At 49.9% G+C, this 18,996-nt stretch carries 15 protein-coding genes, 1 tRNA gene, 1 other RNA gene and 2 pseudogenes; 15 read left to right on the top strand and 4 right to left on the bottom strand.

The features are described 5' to 3' along the window. The first annotated feature begins 52 nt into the window (after positions 1–52). From AC9UCN_RS06215 to AC9UCN_RS06195, 5 genes and pseudogenes are all read left to right on the top strand, one after another. The gene (locus AC9UCN_RS06215; protein WP_509525012.1) at positions 53–1,216 is read left to right on the top strand and encodes an SIR2 family protein; all 1,164 of its coding nucleotides are present in this window, start codon (positions 53–55) and stop codon (positions 1,214–1,216) included. Between the two features lie 285 nt (positions 1,217–1,501). Next, the gene (locus AC9UCN_RS06210; RefSeq protein WP_509524980.1) at positions 1,502–1,960 is read left to right on the top strand and encodes a hypothetical protein; all 459 of its coding nucleotides are present in this window, start codon (positions 1,502–1,504) and stop codon (positions 1,958–1,960) included. Positions 1,961–1,966: 6 nt separating this feature from the next. Then, positions 1,967–2,644, top strand: a complete 678-nt coding sequence (locus tag AC9UCN_RS06205; RefSeq protein WP_509524977.1) for a DUF305 domain-containing protein — start codon at positions 1,967–1,969, stop codon at positions 2,642–2,644. Positions 2,645–2,921: 277 nt separating this feature from the next. Next, the gene (locus tag AC9UCN_RS06200) at positions 2,922–3,143 is read left to right on the top strand and encodes a heavy-metal-associated domain-containing protein (RefSeq protein ID WP_509524975.1); all 222 of its coding nucleotides are present in this window, start codon (positions 2,922–2,924) and stop codon (positions 3,141–3,143) included. Positions 3,144–3,168: 25 nt separating this feature from the next. Next, positions 3,169–5,208 (top strand): annotated as a pseudogene (locus AC9UCN_RS06195) (heavy metal translocating P-type ATPase); the annotation flags it as partial. Between the two features lie 102 nt (positions 5,209–5,310). Here AC9UCN_RS06195 and AC9UCN_RS06190 read toward each other — a convergent pair. Then, positions 5,311–5,398 (bottom strand) — tRNA-Ser (locus AC9UCN_RS06190). 50 nt (positions 5,399–5,448) lie between these two features. On the opposite strand from AC9UCN_RS06190, the gene ffs reads away from it, so the two are divergent. The 6 genes and pseudogenes from ffs (at position 5,449) to AC9UCN_RS06160 (ending at position 11,010) form a co-directional block, all read left to right on the top strand. After that, an RNA gene (gene ffs / locus AC9UCN_RS06185) (signal recognition particle sRNA small type) lies at positions 5,449–5,545 on the top strand. Positions 5,546–5,579: 34 nt separating this feature from the next. After that, a pseudogene (locus AC9UCN_RS06180) lies at positions 5,580–7,145 on the top strand (DNA polymerase III subunit gamma and tau); the annotation flags it as partial. A gap of 231 nt (positions 7,146–7,376) precedes the next feature. Then, a complete protein-coding gene (gene recR, locus AC9UCN_RS06175; RefSeq protein WP_509524972.1) occupies positions 7,377–7,973 on the top strand; it encodes a recombination mediator RecR in 597 nt (198 codons plus the stop codon). Positions 7,974–8,033: 60 nt separating this feature from the next. Then, positions 8,034–9,299: an aspartate kinase gene (locus AC9UCN_RS06170; protein ID WP_509524970.1), complete on the top strand. Its 1,266-nt coding sequence runs from the start codon at positions 8,034–8,036 to the stop codon at positions 9,297–9,299. A 1-nt stretch (position 9,300) separates the two neighbouring features. Continuing rightward, positions 9,301–10,368 carry an aspartate-semialdehyde dehydrogenase gene (locus tag AC9UCN_RS06165; RefSeq protein ID WP_509524967.1) on the top strand — a complete coding sequence of 356 codons (1,068 nt, stop codon included), beginning with the start codon at positions 9,301–9,303 and terminating at the stop codon, positions 10,366–10,368. 81 nt (positions 10,369–10,449) lie between these two features. Continuing rightward, positions 10,450–11,010, top strand: a complete 561-nt coding sequence (locus tag AC9UCN_RS06160) for a hypothetical protein (RefSeq protein ID WP_509524964.1) — start codon at positions 10,450–10,452, stop codon at positions 11,008–11,010. Between the two features lie 8 nt (positions 11,011–11,018). Here the strand turns inward: AC9UCN_RS06160 and AC9UCN_RS06155 are convergent, their stop codons facing one another. Further along, the gene (locus AC9UCN_RS06155) at positions 11,019–11,858 is read right to left on the bottom strand and encodes a metallophosphoesterase (protein ID WP_509524962.1); all 840 of its coding nucleotides are present in this window, start codon (positions 11,856–11,858) and stop codon (positions 11,019–11,021) included. 51 nt (positions 11,859–11,909) lie between these two features. Beyond that, positions 11,910–14,393, bottom strand: a complete 2,484-nt coding sequence (locus AC9UCN_RS06150) for a transglycosylase domain-containing protein (RefSeq protein ID WP_509524959.1) — start codon at positions 14,391–14,393, stop codon at positions 11,910–11,912. Here AC9UCN_RS06150 and sp36 point away from each other — a divergent pair. Together sp36 and AC9UCN_RS06140 are read left to right on the top strand one after the other, a co-directional pair. Continuing rightward, on the top strand, positions 14,353–14,613 hold the full coding sequence (sp36, locus tag AC9UCN_RS06145; RefSeq protein WP_509524956.1) for a Sp36 family protein: 261 nt from the start codon (positions 14,353–14,355) through the stop codon (positions 14,611–14,613). The genes AC9UCN_RS06150 and sp36 overlap by 41 nt on opposite strands. Beyond that, entirely contained in the window at positions 14,614–15,072 is a 459-nt protein-coding gene (locus AC9UCN_RS06140; RefSeq protein WP_509524953.1) for a RidA family protein, read from the top strand. 3 nt (positions 15,073–15,075) lie between these two features. Here AC9UCN_RS06140 and acs read toward each other — a convergent pair whose 3' ends face one another. Next, positions 15,076–17,037: an acetate--CoA ligase gene (gene acs, locus AC9UCN_RS06135; protein ID WP_509524951.1), complete on the bottom strand. Its 1,962-nt coding sequence runs from the start codon at positions 17,035–17,037 to the stop codon at positions 15,076–15,078. A 227-nt stretch (positions 17,038–17,264) separates the two neighbouring features. Between acs and AC9UCN_RS06130 the strand changes: the two genes are divergently transcribed. Both AC9UCN_RS06130 and AC9UCN_RS06125 read left to right on the top strand, forming a co-directional pair. Continuing rightward, the gene (locus AC9UCN_RS06130) at positions 17,265–18,194 is read left to right on the top strand and encodes an ATPase, T2SS/T4P/T4SS family (RefSeq protein ID WP_509524949.1); all 930 of its coding nucleotides are present in this window, start codon (positions 17,265–17,267) and stop codon (positions 18,192–18,194) included. Continuing rightward, positions 18,191–18,988 carry a type II secretion system F family protein gene (locus tag AC9UCN_RS06125; RefSeq protein WP_509524946.1) on the top strand — a complete coding sequence of 266 codons (798 nt, stop codon included), beginning with the start codon at positions 18,191–18,193 and terminating at the stop codon, positions 18,986–18,988. The genes AC9UCN_RS06130 and AC9UCN_RS06125 overlap by 4 nt, the downstream gene beginning before the upstream one ends. The last annotated feature ends 8 nt before the right edge of the window (positions 18,989–18,996 follow it).

Raw genomic sequence — 18,996 nt, 5'->3', positions numbered from 1 at the left:
CATTATCAAGAGTCTAAAGCGAGGGTCGGACGTTTTTGAAATAACGTTGGCAGTGGAGAGTCAGCTGCAAAACAACGCTTGGGTGGACATGAGACGCATCGTGGTTGTTGCCGGCAATGGTCTAAGTGTTGCGGCAAATCATAAATTGGAGCTATCGAGCCTTACGGAAGAGATCCTCCTGAGATTACAAAGTCGTCTTTCAATAGGTCCAGAATATGCAGATGCCCTGCGGGCCATAGCAAAGCGGCATACGGAATTTTTCGACACTAACTTTGAAGAACTGGTTGGCGCTCTGCACCATCAAAATGCAACACTAGCAACATTGGACAATTTGGCCCTAGTCGCAAAATCGGGCGATTTGGACCTCAGAGACGCCATAGCCAAAACCAACTCCTTCGTGAGTCGGATGAGCGACATAGGGATCGCAGTCATTTTACAAACGATAGACGAGCTTGCATCTGAAGTTAGCCCAGGAAACTCGGTTATCGGCTCATTTATCGGGGCACTGATGGACACAGATTTTGACAAGGTCGATATCGCAAATCTGAACTATGACTCGATTCTCTTAACTTCTCTTGTTGCGACCTTGAAGAATCAGCTGCTCGATATGGGTGATGGTAGGTCATCTTCAGTGAGGAAAATAAGGCTAGGCAAGCACAACATCAACGCTATAACTCTGAGAAAAAACTGGGCCGATGTTCCAGCCAGGAGGTTCAGGCTTCTCCACCTGCACGGTTCAACTCTTTTTTGGAGGGACCCTGGCGAATTGGAGACAGTCAAGATTCGGAATTCTGATCTGCGCGACCATGCACTATTCAACCGGATATTGCGCAAGACCATACCTCTGAGGCCAGTTGTAGTTCTCACAAACACCTCAGATAAAGGGCAAATTATCAAAGAAGAGCCCTTTAGGTTCGCGTATCAATCTTTTCAAAAATCGCTTGAATCAGCGAATCATCTCCTAATTGTTGGGTACTCATTCAGAGATAACGAATTAAATCGAAAACTTGCCCTTGAAATCTTCAGCCGGGGAGCAGATCTGAAAATTCTTGTAGTCAGTAAAGGTAAACAGGTTAATCGCAGTTTTATCATCAAGACTCTCTCTGAGTCTTTGGACAAGAAGGTAGATCTCGATTTCAACCTTTCCGTTTTCGGTAGGGGTATCGAAGCCTTAGATAAGTCTCAGGCATGGGTCGCCTTCAAGACCACAAATTAGTTCGCGCTGTCCAGGCTGGGGGCTTCGCCTACGACATGCCAAAGAGGCGATTTCTATTCGCCCGCGGTAGGAGGTATGACCAGCAAGGTGCCTTCTCCATTTGCCTCCATAGAACCCTTGAGCGGGTAAATGTTCCAAACTTCCTCGCCAATCGCGGTACGTGTCGGTCTTCGAAGAGACCCAAATTCTAGTCTCAACGAAGTCACTGTCAGTTCGGTAAAACCTGGGTGGAGTCTTGAAGCGTATCCCAGCTTTTACTCAGGCAAACCGTGGTATTGTTGAACAATGCTTACCAAGCAAATTTTCAGCAAGTACCTAACTCTTGCACTTGCAAGCTTGCTGATAGGCTTTGCTCCCGTTTTTCATGCGGTATGTCTGGGGCCCCTACACAATTCAATTGACACGCATGTCATGCCAGACGGCTCACTTATGACTCTCGTCCATGAGCCTGAAACATACCTGGAACAGCACGTTGGGTCTCCCAAAGATGCAGTTGTGATTAGTCCCATTTCGGGAGTATTCAACAACATTGCAGAAAGTCCGGACGATCCAGTATCTATCTTGTTGACGGTCCTACCGGCTGTGGTTTTTCTCTTCGTTTTCGTTTATACCCTTCGCCAGCAAAAGAGTTTTGCCCCGACCGCGGCCTTGCTACCTTCGTATCGGAAAAGAGAGCATCAAAAGACCAAGAACGACTCCATAACTAGTGTCAACCTGCTTTCGCTCGGAGTCCTTAGAACATAAATTCCTATGACGGCGGCAGAGCGCCGCGAACTCAAATCATTAGGAATTTACGAAATATTTAAGGATAACGAAATGAACAAAAAATTAGTTAAGTCAGCTGTCTTAATGGGAGCCAGTGCTCTCATGGGCATCTCGTTGGTAGGTTGCACGATTAATTTTGGTAGTGACGACTCAATGCCCACTTCAGGCATGATGGGAGGTTCGGAAACTTCTGAGGAATCATCAGCCAACACCTCTTTTGATGGGATGGAGATAATGTTTGCCCAGATGATGATTCCTCATCATCAGCAGGCAGTCGACATGGGAGAATTGGCCGAAACTCGTGCCAGCGATCCACGAGTGCGCGAGATAGCATCACGAATCTTGAACGAACAAGCTCCCGAGATTGAGCAGATGAAGGGCTGGCTGGATTATGCCGGTGCACCTATGGAAATGGGCCACGAAATGGGCATGGATGGGATGCTGAGCGAAAAGGAAATGCTTGAACTAGAAAAGGCGACAGGGGCTGTTTTTGACAAGCTTTATGTCGAAGGCATGATTGAGCACCATAAAGGGGCAATTCTGATGGCTGAGATGATTACCAACTCTAAAAATGCTGAGGCGCGAGCACTCGCAGAGGCAATAGTTACCTCCCAAACTGCACAAATTAAAGAGTTGACTCAGATTCTTCTCGATTTGGGTTAGCCCCAGGGGCCCCGGAGTGCGAATGCCGGGGCCCTTCACTTCAAACTTGGACGAGATCGAAGCCCTGTTAACCCGGGGGGTATTGAGATCCCTTGTCTGTGCTTTAGAGGCAAGAATTCTTAGGCTTGAACTCAGGTACTCACAGCTACCTAATCCAAACAACAAGCATCAGATGATGCTGAAACCTTCGAGGAGCATAACTTGCAAGCTAGAAAGTTTATGACCTCGTCTAATCTGTTCGCTTAGCAAAAGCGACTACCCAACATAAAAGGAAAAAATGAGCAAGATAGAAATCGCAATCAGTGGCATGACTTGTGGCCACTGTGCAATGACCGTAACGAAGAATCTAGTCACTGTCCAAGGTGTAACCAATGTTCAAGTTGACCACGCAGGTGGCAAGGCCACAGTCGAGGTCGATGGAGTTAGCAATGAGCAGCTCTCCGAGGCAGTTACCGAAGCTGGCTATGAGGCAACTGGCTTCACAACGATAAATGAGTAGGAAACTTATTGAGCTTGAGATCGAGGGCATGACTTGTACAGCATGCGCTCGACGGGTCGAACGTAACCTAAACAAGCTGGAGGGTGTTACAGCCTATGTCGATTTTGCAACGGAAAAGGCGCACGTTGAATTTGACGGCGAGACCGCGGTACTGGAGTCTGCAGTTGAAGCTGCCGGATACAAAGTTGGCAAAGGCAAACCTGAGCTTGCGCTACTTAGACCAAGGTTGTTTGTTGGCGGATTGCTGTCCGCGTTAGCGGTTGCCTTCTCGATGGTGCCGGAGCTTATGTTTGGCGGTCACCAGTGGCTGGTCTTTGCACTGGCGACCCCAGTGTTTTTCTATGTGGCGTTTCCGTTTCACTATGCTGCACTAAAAAACCTTCGCCATGGCTCTTCGACCATGGACACCCTGGTTTCACTGGGTAGTTCGGTTGCCTACTTCTACAGCGTCTATCTGGTTTTTGCAGGTGAGATGCACACCTATTTCGAGGTTGCAGCTGTCGTGCCGACCGTGGTCCTCTTGGGCCGATTCGTAGAGGTTCGGGCTCGGCGCAGCGCCACTGACTCTGTTCGAGCACTACTCAGTTCTATCCCCCAGCAGGCAACCCTGGAGCGAGATGGTCAGCGGGTGAGTGTAAACACCGCTGAGATTCGACCTGGGGATTTGGTTTTGGTTGCAGCTGGGGAGCGCATTCCGGTGGACGGTGAGCTGCAGTCTGCGCACGCCTCGATTGATAGCTCAACCCTCACCGGTGAATCGCTTCCGCAGGAGCTGACCGAGGGAGCACTGCTTACCGCCGGCTCAACATCGCTATCCGGCGAAATTCGAGTGCTTGCAACCGGCACCAGCGCAACCTCTCGGCTGAGTCAAATTGCAGATTTGGTTCGTGAGGCAACCGCACAGAAGACAAAGCTAGCCTCGCTAACAGACCGCATCTCAAGTGTGTTTGTGCCGGCGGTTATTATTTTCGCGATTTTGACCTTTGCCGTTTGGACCTTGCTTGGCGATAGCACCAAAGGGCTTGAGGCAGCGATTGCGGTTTTGGTTATTGCCTGCCCCTGCGCCCTTGGCATTGCGGTTCCAATGAGCCTTGTGGTCGCAACAAGCTTGGGAGCGAAGCGGTCGGTGGTAATTAGAAACCCTGACACCCTGCGCAATCTAAGCCAGGTCAAGACCGTGATCTTTGATAAGACCGGAACTCTAACCGACGGAGAGCTAAGGGTGGTTAGAGCAACTGGTCTTGGTGGAGTAGATAGCGAAACAATGCTTCGCTACGCAAGTGCCGTAGAGGCAGGATCCAAGCACCCGGTAGCAAAAGCAGTAAACCAAGTCCCGACCGACTTGATTGCGACTGACATCAAAGAGATTTCCGGTGTTGGGCTCAGCGGATTGATTAAAGGCCAACTTGTTTCAGTGGGGAAGCCCGCCAAGTATCAGAATCAAGAAGAGCTTGACCATGCGATCAGAGAAGCGGGACCTAACACCTTGGTCGTTGTAGCTTGGGACAGTCGGGCTCACGGTCTGATTGAACTAAGCGACAACATTAGACCTGGTGCAAAAGAAGCTATTGCCAATCTAAAGAGCGTGGGAATTAAAAGCTTCTTACTCAGTGGTGATAACCCAGATCGAGTTTTTCAAGTTGCCAAAGAGCTCGGCATTGAGGGGTTTGAGGGTGGGGTGACTCCCGAAGGGAAGTTGGAGCGCGTTCGAAACATTCCTCACGCCGCCATGGTTGGTGATGGTATCAATGATGTCGCCGCCCTGAGCGCGGCAGAAGTCTCGATAGCCATGGGTTCCGGTGCTCATGCTGCGCAGGCGGCATCGAGCGTTACAGTCCTAGATGACAATCCAGGGGCTATTTCATACGCACTCGGACTTGCAAAGCAAACCCACCGAAACATTTGGCAAAACCTAGGTTGGGCTTTCGGTTATAACGTTTTGCTAATTCCTGTAGCAGCTCTGGGACTTTTGAATCCTATGCTGGCAGGTGCTGCGATGGCGTTTTCCTCCGTCTCTGTCGTCTTAAACGCACTGAGGCTAAAGATCGGAAAATTATCGCACTAGATTTTTGGAATCCAGGGACATGAACTTGCACACACACTTGCACATAAAGCAAAAACTCCCTCAATAAACGCCCCTACTGAGGCTCTAAATCAAGGGAGTTGCTGGCGGAGAATGGGGGATTCGAACCCCCGAGGGCTTTCACCCAACACGCTTTCCAAGCGTGCGCCATAGGCCACTAGGCGAATTCTCCTGGTTCGGTTCTCTCAGTTTAGCCGTCTCAGGGGTCGCGTTAGAATTGAGGCTGACTCCCCGTGCGGCGTCATCTTGGTGAACTCCCCCAGGATCGAAAGATAGCAAGGGTAGCTGGGCTCTGATGGGTGTGCGGGGGGTCTTTTTATTGGTCTGTCGTACAAAGGAGCTAGGTTAGAAAAGTGAATCAAGCCCTTTATCGTCGCTATAGACCTGAAACCTTTGCCGAACTAATCGGGCAAGCTCAAGTCACTGCACCGCTGATGACAGCGCTTAGAACAGACCGGGTAAATCACGCATATTTGTTTTCTGGTCCTAGAGGTTGCGGTAAAACAACCTCCGCAAGAATTCTTGCTCGCTGCCTAAACTGTGCCGAGGGTCCAACCGATACTCCTTGTGGGAAATGTGCAAGCTGTATCGAACTTTCTCGTGACGGATCAGGTTCGCTAGATGTTGTTGAAATTGATGCCGCTAGCCACAACGGTGTTGATGACGCAAGAGATCTACGAGAACGGGCAATCTTTGCTCCAGCCAGAGATAGATTCAAGATTTTCATTCTCGATGAGGCCCATATGGTTACACCTCAAGGTTTCAATGCCCTTCTAAAGATCGTGGAAGAACCACCTGCTCACGTAAAGTTTATTTTTGCTACCACGGAACCGGAAAAAGTTATTGGAACCATTCGTTCCAGAACTCATCACTATCCGTTCCGCTTGGTAGCTCCAGCGGAGATGCTCGACTATCTTGAGGAAGTTTGTGCCACCGAAAAAGTAAAGCCAGCACCAGGGGTGCTGACCCTGGTTGTCAGAGCAGGTGGCGGCTCAGTTAGAGATTCACTATCTCTTTTGGATCAACTAATTGCTGGTTCAGAACTAAAGTCTGGCTCTGCTGAGATTGAGTACGACAGGGCAGCAGCACTTTTGGGATACACCCACGCTAACTTGCTTGATGAGGTCGTCGACGCCTTCGCAACTCAGAATTCTTCCCTTGTGTTCTCAAGCGTTGACAAGGTCATTCAATCGGGCCAGGACCCTAGAAGATTCGTTGAAGACCTTCTAGAAAAACTTAGGGACCTAATTGTTGTCCTCTCGGTTGGCGAAGAGGCTAAGTCGGTTCTAAGGGGCATAGCGCCAGATGAACTCGAGAAAATGGGTCTTCAGGCCATGAGCTTTGGAATGGCAGAGCTAACCCACGCTGCAGGAGCGGTTGCTAACGCACTTACAGAAATGTCTGGTGCAACAAGTCCCAAGCTTCAGCTTGAGTTGATGTGTGCGAAGGTTCTTGTTCCAGCAAGCGACAAAACTGAAGTTGGTTCCCTTGCAAGAATCGAAAGACTAGAGCGCCGTATGGGCGTAGCACCAGCAGCTGAATCAGTAAGTACTCCGGTAGCAACCCCAGCCCCAAGTGTTGCTGCTCCAAAAGCTGTAGCTACTGCTCCAAGAGCTGAAACCCCACAGCCTGCAAAAGCGGCAGCTGCTCCGGTAGCAAAACCTGCAGCTGGCTCTGTTCCTGCGGTTACACAACAAGTCTTGATGAGTGCTTGGGCGGAAATAATCGGTCAGGTGAAGAAGGAATCTAGAGCGGCTTGGATGGTTGCCTTCACGCTTACCGTTATGGATCTAACCGATGATGTTCTTACATTGAAGTTCTTGAGCCAAAAAGATCTTGATTCGTTCAAGGCAGATAGTCGCTCAACAGATGCATTGCGAAAAGCAATCTTTGCAGTTCTTGGAATTCAAGTTAAGTTCCGCCCACACATCGAAGAAGGTGCCGAAGTTGCTTCGGTGACCGAGCAGGCAGAGCCTGCCACCACTGTTATTCAAGTTGTTGAACAAGAAGTGAGCGAGGCTCCGGAGGCAAAGACTGCACCTAATTCTAGAAACTCAATGGTCAACGAAGACGCTAGATATGGTGAATCATTGCTTCGTGAAGTCCTGGGTGCTGAGCCAATTCAAGACCCTAAAGCTGGCGGTCGCTAGATGTATGAAGGTGTAATCCAAGAGCTAATTGATGAGCTTGGAAGACTGCCTGGAGTTGGACCTAAATCCGCGCAGCGGATCGCCTTTTACCTTTTACAGGCAGATGAGGATCAGGCCATCAAGCTAGCTCAGGTTTTGAATGAGGTTCGCGAACGAGTTCGCTTCTGTGAGCAGTGTGGCAACGTAGCCGAGCAAGAGCTTTGCAATATCTGCCGAGACCCGAGGCGCTCTAAGGCAAGTATCTGCGTGGTTGAAGAATCTAAGGATGTTCAGGCCATTGAGCGAACCAGGGAATTCAAGGGTTTGTATCACGTGCTTGGTGGGGCCATCAGCCCAATTGAAGGAATTGGCCCCGACAACCTGCGCATCAAGGAGCTAGTTGGCAGGCTTGCAGATCCAGAGATTAAAGAAGTAATCATTGCTACCGACCCGAACCTGGAGGGTGAGGCAACAGCCACTTATCTCACCAGAATGCTTTCACCAATGGGAATCACCATCTCCCGCTTAGCTTCAGGTCTGCCGGTGGGCGGAGACTTGGAATATGCCGATGAGATTACTCTCGGACGGGCCTTTGAGGGCAGAAGGACAGTCAGCTAGACTTGGCTTCTTACCTCAAAGATTGAGGTAGTCTCCCCAAAAATCCCACAGGAGCATCCTTTGGCACTGATTGTTCAGAAGTTCGGCGGTTCATCCGTGGGCGATGCTGAAAAAATCAAAGTGGTAGCCAAAAGAGTTATTGAAACTCACCGTGCCGGGAATCAAGTCGTCGTCGTTGTTTCCGCAATGGGAGACACTACCGATGATCTTTTGGAATTAGCCAACAACGTTTCCAACGATCCGGAAGCTACCCCAAGAGAACTAGACATGCTGCTTACTGCAGGTGAGCGCATTTCCGTTGCATTGCTATCTATGGCGATTAACTCCATGGGTGAAAAATCAAGATCTTTCTCTGGCTTGCAGGCCGGAATCATTACCGATTCAACCTATGGAAATGCCCGTATCGCTGAAGTAACCCCAGACCGGGTTCAAGAAGCTATAGATAAAGGTGAAATCGCAATTGTTGCTGGATTTCAGGGATTTGACCCAACCAGCGGGGATATAACAACTCTTGGTCGCGGTGGTTCAGATACTACGGCGGTTGCTCTAGCTGCTGGTCTAAACGCTGATGTTTGCGAGATCTACAGCGATGTCGACGGGGTTTATACCGCTGATCCGAGGTCTGTTCCAAGAGCTAAAAAAATCGACGCAATCGATATTGAGTCGATGCTTGAGCTGGCTGCTGCTGGAGCCAAGATTTTATACATCAGGGCGGTTGAATTTGCGAGGCGCCATAAAGTGAACCTTAGGGTTCGCTCTAGTTTTACTGATAACCCCGGCACTACCATTTATTCGAGCGGAGAAACCATGGAAGAGTCAATAGTCGCAGGCGTTGCGGTCGATCAGAGCCAGGCCAAGATCACCGTAGTTGGCATTCCCGACGTTCCTGGTAAGGCTGCTGAACTATTCACCGTAGTCGCAGAAGCTGGTATCAACATCGACATGATTGTTCAAAACGTTGCTGTTTCCAACACCAAGCTAAGCGATATCTCATTCACTCTTCTTGCCGAAGACCTAAAAAAGGCCATCCAGGCTCTTGAAGCAGCAAAAAGTCATATGGGCTTTGCCTCTTTGCAGTTTGATGAGAGCATCGGAAAGCTTTCCGTTGTTGGTTCGGGAATGAAAACTCATTCGGGAGTTTCTGCAACTTTGTTTGGCGCTCTAGCAAAAGCAGGAGTCAACATTGAAATGATTTCAACCTCGGAGATTCGAATTTCAGTTATTACCCGAAGCGATCAGGTTATCGAGGCTGCCCGAGTGGTTCACAGCGCCTTTGGTCTAGATGGCGACACCGAAGCGGTTGTTCACGCAGGAACTGGCAGATAACTTGTCCAAGAAACCGAACCTCGCACTAGTTGGAGCTACCGGAGCTGTTGGCACCGTGATGGTTTCAATCATCAACGAGCGCGAAAACATCTGGGGTGAGATTCGCCTAATTGCTTCCAAAAAATCTGCTGGAAAAAAGATTAAGGTTCACGGTCAAGACCTAACTGTGGTTGAGCTAACCCCCGAAGCCTTTGATGGTATCGACATCGCCATGTTTGATGTTCCAGATGAGATTGCAGAAATTTGGGCACCGATTGCGGTTGAACACGGCGCGGTTGTGGTTGATAATTCAGCAGCGTTCCGAATGAACGATCAAGTGCCACTTGTTGTTCCAGAAGTAAATCCTGAGCAGACCAAGAACCGACCACTTGGAATAATCTCGAACCCCAACTGCACAACCTTGACCATGATGGCTGCTCTTGGAGCACTGCACGCGAAGTGGAAACTAACCGAGCTGGTTGTTGCAAGTTACCAGGCAGTTTCAGGTGCGGGTGCTGCTGGAGTAGACCAGCTGCAAAAGGAAATCGCAGCGGTAGCCACCGATCCGCTTGCTGGAACCAGAAGTGGAGATGTTGCGTCACTGCTAAAAGCAGCCGGTTTGAACCAAGCTGATTCACTTTGGCCAGTACCAATTGCGCTGAATGTAATTCCCATGGCTGGATCGCTAAAAGCCGGGGGACATTCCTCGGAGGAGATGAAAGTTCGAGACGAGTCGCGAAAGATTCTAGGAATTAAGGATCTAAAGGTGGCAGCTAGCTGCGTAAGGGTTCCGGTTCAGGTGTCTCACTCGCTGGCTGTCCACGCCACCTTCGCGAATCCTCTAACCGTTGCCGAGGTGCAGGCGGAGCTCGAGGCATCTCCGAGCGTTGTGCTGATGGATGACCCTGAAAAGGGTATCTATCCGACCCCGAACCACGTAGCGGGCCAGGACCCAACCTTTGTTGGCAGGGTTAGGCAAGCTTTGGATTTTGAGAACTCAATCGACATGTTTGTGGTGGGGGACAACCTTAGAAAAGGCGCTGCGTTAAACACATACGAGATTGCCGAGCTGGTCGCTAAAGAATTTTAAGGTTCATTACTTAATCTGATTCTGATAAGTCACGGCGTGGATTTGGCAAGCTAGTTCAAGCCCGATAGCTATCCTTAAGCCATGGGGCACAAAGCAATTTCAATTGCGCTACTGATAGTCTCGCTCAGCCTTTCCGGCTGCAGCGCTGAAACTTCCCCCACAAACCCCGATGGGTCGCAGTCACTTCCAACCATTGACCCAGCCCTTATTCCTCAAGAAGCGCCAGCTGATGTTGTGCAGGTGGATTCAGACTTGTTCCTGGTTGACTATGGAGACATCATTTTTAAGGTTGGAACCGGACCAACCTGGTGCACGCTAAGCGAGTATGACGATGTCGCAATTTGCGAACACAAAGAAACAGAAGTTCGTTACGAGCCGCTACCAAAGCCTTCGGATTGCGAATTCACCTACGGCAATCAGATAAAGCTTTTGGGCAGTGCAACTGCCGGTGAGGTAACTGCTGACTTCACTTGTGTAAATTCTCCATACTCAGACGCTTCAACTTCTCCTTCCCTGCAGGACGGGGAACAGATAACTGCTTTTGGTTTTACCTGCTTCGTTGTGGGAGAAACTGCGCGCTGTGAGAATTCAGCGGAAGACTTTATTGTGCTTGGGCCAGACGCATGGGCAAAAAGCGAGTAGTAGATAACCTAGTCAACCTCGAGCAGTGTGATTAGCCGGACCTCTGGTCTGCAGAAAAATCGCACCGGTGCAAAAATTGAGTTTCCAAGTCCCGCCACCACACTGAGAATTGAATTCTTACCCTCAAAACTCCACCCAGAAGTTCCTCTGGCAAATTTATTTGGTAAATCGCTATTGGTTGTTAGTGCGCCAATAATTGGCAGCCTCACCTGACCGCCATGGGTGTGTCCAGCAAATATCAGCTCGGCCCCTCGAAGAGTAAGTCCTCTAAGTATTTCAAGATACGGAGCGTGAGTGAGTGCGATGGTAAAGGTTTGACTCGCGGCTAGCTCCGATAAGTTACTTTTGCCAACGTGGTGATCGTCTACTCCAATAAAGCGAATGCGGTTTCCGGAAAGCTCGATTTCGGCAGCTTTGTTGTTCAGGTTAATCCAGCCAGCTTGCTCAAAAGCATTGGTCATCTTGGCTGTTTCTAGCCTGGCTGATTTGGGAACATCTGAGGAGCGAAAGACGTAACTGATTGGGTTTTTGGGAACCGGAGCGTAGTAATCATTTGAGCCGTTTACAAATACGCCGGGTTTTTCCATTAGTGGTGCGAGGCACTCCAGGAGCGGCGGGATCGCGTTTTTGTGCCCAAGGTTATCTCCGGTGTTCACCACGAGATCAATTGGCTGGCTTGCCAAGTTTCGAATAAAGCGCTGCTTGGATTTTTGCCAGGAAGCTAAGTGGATATCTCCTATTTGCAGGACGTTTATCGGGTCGCTTCCTTTTGGAAGCACCCTTATGGATTCACGACGAATAACGTAAAGCTGCCGCTCTATGACAATTGCCCAAATGGCTATTGCCAAAAAGCCAATTGCTAGCCAGATACTAGCCAGCGGAAGGTCCTTGGCTAATCATCAAGTGGAAGGTCCCTTGCTAATAATCAGTAGCACTGCCCCTAGAGCATCCGCTGATGAACCAGCAGCTGGGTTAGTTCCAACTACCATTCCATCGGGGACAGTTGACGAGTACACAAAGTACTGAGTCTGACTAGGTTGTGGCGCACTAACGGCAGAGAAACCATAGGAGAGCAACCTGGATGTTGCATCAGCGATGCTCAAGCCTGCAACATCTGGCACCGCAACTGTTCCTCCTCGGCTAAGCGAGATAGTAACTAGAGTTCCGCGAGGCAGTTCTGCACCCGTTCCATAGTCAGCCGAGGCTACAGTTCCCGGTGGGTTAGATGAAAGAACCTGACTGCCAGAAATCTGAGCCGCCAATCCAGCATCCCGAAGGATCTCAAGAGCGATCTCTGGAGGTAGGGCGTTGACGTCAGGCATGATCACATTCGAAGCGCCGAGATACATCGGAGGTGGTGCTGGGAAGGATTCTCCTGGGTATAGCTCGTTGGCGACTGTCATAATTTGGCGCCAAATCTCATGTCTTAGGGATCCACCTGGTGTGCCATCAATTGAAGCACCACCGACGTTTTGCGTGCCAGAAACGTTTCCAACCCAAGTTGCCGTTGCGACCTTGGAGGAGTATCCAGTCATCCAAGTGTGAAGGAAACCGTCAGTGGAACCAGTTTTTCCAGCCAGGGGCACTCGGTCAGGAGTTCGCGACGCTGATCCGGTACCACCACTCATTACTAGTTGGAATGCATAACTTGCCGCTGCTGCCACCTCTGAAGTAACAGCACGATTACATTCGGTAACCGGCACCTTCATATCTAACCCGGTTGATCTAACAACCACTCGGTCAATTGCAATCGGAGAGCAATAGATTCCATCGTTGGCAAACCCAGACATGGCCGCAGCCATGGTCAATGGAGAAAGCTCATTGGTACCAAGAACTGAGGCTTGAACATACAACAGCTCGTTACCATCAGCTCGCTTGACCCCAAAGGCTGAGGCTCGGTCTCTGATGTCACAGAGATCCAAAAATGATGCCATGGTTGCAAAGGAGGTGTTTACCGACTGGATAGTTGCGCTAAGCGCACTCAGATATTCGAACTGGGCGTTACCGAAGTTATTCGGATCCCAATCACCTGCGATGCCGCCACACTTGGCCGAGAAGTCTTCGACTTTCCAGAGCCTATCTCGTGAATCAACTTGATCACCGAGCAAGAAACCCTTTGAGAGCCACTCAGCCAGAACAAAAACCTTGTAGGTCGAACCGGTCTGGAATCCAGAAGAGCCTCCGTATTCTTTGTCCGAGGAGTAATTCACGCTTGTTGTGGTGGGGTCCTCGTCAACTTCTTGATCGAAGATTCGGTTTTGACTCATGGACAACACTCGACCGGTTCCAACTTCTACAGAAACAGAAGCGGCTCCCAGTGCCCAGCGGTTATCAACTGGTAACTCTGCTTTTACGACTTCATCAGTCGTGTTTTGTAACTCCAGATCCATGGTGGAGTAAATCTCAAGTCCACCGCGGCGAAGTAGCACTTCGCGATCTTCGAGAGTGGCGCCAAACTCTTCGGAGTTTCTAACCACCCAAACCACGTAGTCACAGAAGTACGCAGTTTCCTGATTAGCTTCGCAACCAGTGTTGGTTTCAGTGATGTTTGGCACAACCGGCTCTGCCTTATAGGCTTCTGCCTCAGCCGAGGTTATGTAACCTTCGTCTCGCATGTTGTTGATTACGTAGTCTCTTCGAGTCTTGGCTACCGGGAGGTTCTCAGCCACGTCTGGCTTATAAGCATTTGGTGCCCTAAGCATCGCGGTTAGCATCGCGGCTTGCGGGACCGTTAGGTCTTTAGCCGTAACGCCAAAGTAGTAATTCGAAGCAGCCTCGATGCCGTTGAGTCGGTTTCCAAAGAAAGCGAGGTTTAGGTATCCGGCAAGAATTTCCTGCTTGGTGCTAACGCTCTCAAGAGCGATAGCCAATCGGATTTCGCGAATCTTACGTTCAATGGTGGTTTCGGTGGCCAACGCAATACCAGCTTCGTCACCTGCGATGTTGGCGGCTTCGACCAATGTGTTCTTGACATACTGCATGGTGATTGTGGAACCACCTGGGCCGGAAAGTCCGCTGGTGGCAACACCGAGGGTTGCCCTAGTTAGGGCCAGGATGTCAACGCCACCGTGTTGGAAGAACCGTGGGTCCTCTGTAGCAATCACGGCGTTGATCATGTTCGGGCTCATCTGGTCGTAATCGATCGAGATTCGGTTCTCGTGGTAAAAACTGGCTAGGGCAACAGGCTTGCCGTCCTGGTTTGCATAAAGGGTGGAGGTTTGCGAGGCATTTACTGGCTTGATGTATTCGGGCAGGCCCTCAAAGGCGACAATTCCGGCTGAGGAGGCATATCCAGCCACGGCAGCAACAGGAGTAATAAGTGCAAAAGTCAGTAGACCGGCTATGGCGCTTAGGCCAAAGAGTCTTCCTAACAATTTGCGCATGGGGAAAGCCAGACCTTTCATGAGAATAGACTTAAGGTTACTATCAAACCCTGAGAGCAGGCTGACCATGCAAAAATGGGAGTACATCACAACCCCCCTAATCATTCATAACACCACCCAAATCCTCAATAATTGGGGCTCAGAGGGCTGGGAATTGGTCCAAATCGTCACTGGCCCAGAAGGTGGCCTAGTTGCATACTTCAAGCGCCCGGTGAGCTAAATGTCCCAAATTGAGCAGAGAATCATAGATTTGGGCTTTTTATTGCCCGAAACCGCCAAGCCGCTAGCTGCCTATACTCCTGCCGTTCAGTCCGGAAACCTGGTCTTTACCTCTGGCCAGCTACCCATGATTGCAGGCAGCCTTGCCGAAACCGGCAAGGTTGGCGGATCCGTCTCGCCAGAGCGAGCCAAGGAGCTAGCTACCGTTTGCGCTCTAAACGCGCTCGCGGCAGTGAAAACAGTCATTGGGGATCTCGACAAGATAAAGCGCATCGTTAAAGTAGTCGGATTTGTGTCCTCGGTACCTGAGTTCTCCGGTCAGCCAGCTGTGGTCAACGGTGCAAGCGAATTCTTGGGTGAAGTATTTGGTGAAAAGGGAATCCATGCTAGAAGTGCAGTGGGGGTAGCCGTGCTGCCTTTGGATGCACCTGTTGAAATAGAGCTAATAGTCGAGGTTTAGTTTCTAGCTGTGAAACTTTCCGTCGATGACACTCATGACGGAAGTATCGGCCAGGGTCGTAACGTCACCTATCTGTCTTCCTTCAGCAACATCTCTAAGTAGCCTTCGCATGATCTTTCCAGATCTAGTTTTTGGAAGCTCGGCAACCACCATGATTTGTCTTGGCTTTGCGATTGGTCCAATCTGTTTAGAAACGTGCTCTCGAAGCACTGCGGAAGCTTCTGATTCAGATCCCGCAATTCCGACTTGATCTGCTCGCAAAATCACAAAGGCAACTACTGCCTGGCCGGTTGTTTCATCAGTTGCACTAACCACCGCAGCTTCGGCAACAAACGGATGTGACACAAGAGCCGATTCAATTTCTGTTGTTGAAAGTCGGTGCCCTGATACGTTCATAACATCATCTACTCGTCCAAGAATCCAGATGTCACCATCGTCATCGAGCATTGCTCCATCGCCGGCAAAGTATTTGCCAGGGTATTGCGACCAATAAGTTTCGATAAATCTTGCAGGGTCTTTCCAAATACCCCTAAGCATCGAAGGCCAAGGCTCGGTCAAGGTCAGGTAGCCTCCACCGGAAGTTATCTTTTCTCCAGCTTCGTTTACTACCTCGAAGCTGATTCCAGGAACTGGCACTTGGGCAGAGCCTGGCTTGGTGGCTGTGACTCCCGGCAGAGCAGAGATCATGATGGCTCCGGTTTCGGTCTGCCACCAGGTGTCGACAATTGGGCAGTTGTTTCGACCAATGGCTTCTCGGTACCACATCCAGGCTTCTGGGTTAATCGGCTCACCAACAGAACCTAGAAGCCGAAGAGAACTCAGTTCGTACTTGTCTGGAATCTCGCGACCATGCTTCATAAAGGTTCGGATAGCAGTTGGGGCAGTATAGAAGATGCTGACTTTGTACTTTTCGATGATTTGCCACCAACGACCCCAGTCTGGGGTGTCAGGGGTACCTTCATATATGACCTGGCTGACACCATTGGTTAGTGGCCCATAGACCACATAAGAATGTCCGGTTATCCAGCCAACATCGGCGGTGCACCAGTAAATGTCTTTGTCTGGATGAACATCAAATAGGGCTTTATGTGTGAAAGCCGCCTGGGTTAGGTATCCACCTGAAGTGTGCAAGATACCTTTTGGCTTACCGGTGGTGCCGGAGGTATACAAGATAAAAAGCGGGTTCTCAGATTCAAAGCCTTTAGCTTCGTGCTGATCAGAAGCGCTACCGACAACATCTTCCCACCACAGATCTGTTTTCAAATTCCAGGCAACTTCGTTGCCACCGCGTCTTAGAACAACCACGTGCTCCACACTCGGACAGGCACCATCTGATATCGCCTCATCAACGGCTGGCTTCAAAGGTAAGACTTTACCTTTTCTATTTCCACCATCAGCGGTTACAACTAGCTTGGCTTCGGCGTCATTGATTCGACTTCGAAGTGACTCGGCCGAAAAGCCTCCAAAGATCACCGAGTGAATAGCTCCTAGTCGAGCAGTTGCCAACATGGCAATTACTGCCTCTGGCACAAGCGGCATATAAATTGCCACTCGATCTCCTTGAGCTACCCCCAAAGAAGCAAAGGCATTGGCTGCCTTTTTCACTTCGGTTAGCAGCTGGGCATAGGTGATTTTAGACCTGTCGCCAGATTCACCTTCGAAGTAAAGGGCAACTTTGTCGCCCCTGCCGGCAAGAACGTGGCGATCAAGGGCGTTGTAACAAACATTTAGCTCGCCGTCTTCGAACCACTTGGCAAAGGGAGGGTTGGAATAATCCAAGGTTTTGGTAAAGGGCTTGTGCCAGTGAAGCTCTCTAGCTTTTTCGGCCCAAAAGCCAAGGCGGTCCTTGGCGGCTTGGTCGTAGAGCTCTTTTTTGGCCACGGCTTGAGAAGCAAAGGCCTCGCTAGGAGGGAAACGTCGGGATTCGTGAAGAAGGTTTTCGATATCTGACTGGTTCGGCACCATTGCCAACTCCTTCTAACTCACTGGTAATAATGGCACAAATGAGCTTTTGGGGACTAATCCCTGCCTAGAATAAAGCGTCGGTAATTTATTACTGACTTGTGATAGTTAGATTCCCCCAATCGCTATCACCAGGCGGCAGGTTTTCCCCAAAACCTGCCGCCCCCTAATTTATCCACATTTTCTTTATCCCCCGCCAAATAAGGGCACGCTTGACCGATTGTTAGTGGGTGGAAACCCAACTACCTACTTGGCTGCTTGAGCTAATCGATAACGAGCACGTCACCGACATCTTGCTTAGCGAGTCACTGTCACAAGTTGATTACGGCAGTGGATTAGTTGAGATGGCAGGTTATCAAGTTTCCGAATTGGAGCTATCTGCAATTGCTCGGGAGTTAATCGAATTAGGCGGTAGAAGACTAGATCTTGCAAACCCATTTGCCGATGTCAGTTTGCCAGGTGGCCTACGAGTTCATGCAGTTCTGAAATCCGGTTGCAGTGAGCAGACGATTATTTCCATCAGGCTGCACCTAGCCAAACCCAAGTCACTCGAAGAATTGTTTTGCTCTCTTTCGGTATCGGCAACGCAGCAAACAACTATTCGAGAGATTGCGGACTCTGGCGAGAGCTTTCTAATTTCGGGTCCAACTGGATCTGGAAAAACTACCCTGCTTCGGGCGATGCTGAGTGGCACAAACGAAAGAGTGATAGCCGTAGAAGACGTCACCGAGCTAGCTGGCAATAACACTGTTTGCCTGCAATCACGAAGTATCAACGTTGAGGGCCAGGGAAAAATTACCTTGGAACAGCTAGTGCGCGAAGCGCTCCGGATGCGTCCTGATCGAATTGTGGTTGGTGAGGTTCGAGGTTTGGAGCTTATGGCAATGCTGCAAGCTCTAAATACTGGTCACCGAGGGGCAACCACAATTCACGCAAACAACCTCTTTCAAGTTCCCGAACGACTTTCCACCATCAAGGCCGATCTTGCAATCTCCGATACGGCCTTTTTCAAAATGACTGCCGCAGCTTTTGATTGGGTAATTGCTCTCGAGGCAAAAGCTGGCAGTCGAAGAGTTTCAGGAATTGGAAAGTTTGCACTCGAGGCTGGCGAGCTAGTTGTGAAAGATTACCAACCAAGACAAAAGCTTGCTCTGGCATGAGTGCGGAGCTAGCTGTGATGGAGATAACTGCGCTGCTTCGCTCGGGTACCAGTGCAAAGGTAGCGAAGATGCAATTGCAAACAAAAGATCTATCTGAGTTTCAAGTTAAGCAATTTCAGTTCATTTGGGAGGTAGCTACCGAGTCAGGAGGTCACTTAGCTCTGGCTCTTGATCGACTCACCGAAGTCCTTAGAGCACAACAAAGGCAGTTTGCGGAATTAGGAATTGCATTTGCTTCCCCTAAGGCAACTGCGAACCTGATCTTGCTTCTTCCCCTTGTTGCCGTGATTTTTTCAGAACTCCTTGGTCTTTCAGCACTTGGTGCTTCTTTGGAAACGGCGCTAGGGGTGATTTCAATTGGCCTAGGACTGATACTTCTTATTGTTGCCAGAATCAGCTCATTGCGGATGCTTGATAAAGCAAAACCCCGCGAAGCCGACCCAGGGGCATTTTTGGATGCAGTGGCGATTGGACTGTCTGCAGGCCTTAGCCCAAAAGCAGCCGCTGCACTTGCAAGGACTAAATCCAAGCAGCAGTTTTCTAAGGATGTTCCAGCAGATCAGCTGACCATTTTTTGGGACGCAGTCAATGTTTCTGAACAATCAGGTGTTGCGCTAAATGGATTACTGCTAGCCAGGGCAGATACCCTGCGACACAGGCTTTGGAGTAATGATCGATCACGGCTTGCCAAGCTGTCGATTTCACTACTTATTCCACTTGGTTTAGCTGCCCTGCCAGCCTTCGTATTTTTAGCCGTGGTCCCAGTTGGGATAGGTCTATTTCGTGCCATGTAAAAAGGAGA

It is taken from the genome of Rhodoluna sp. (assembly GCF_036721215.1).
Lineage (GTDB): Bacteria > Actinomycetota > Actinomycetes > Actinomycetales > Microbacteriaceae > Rhodoluna.
The sequence above is the reverse complement of the archived record's forward strand: the minus strand, read 5'-3'. Positions and strand labels throughout refer to the sequence as shown.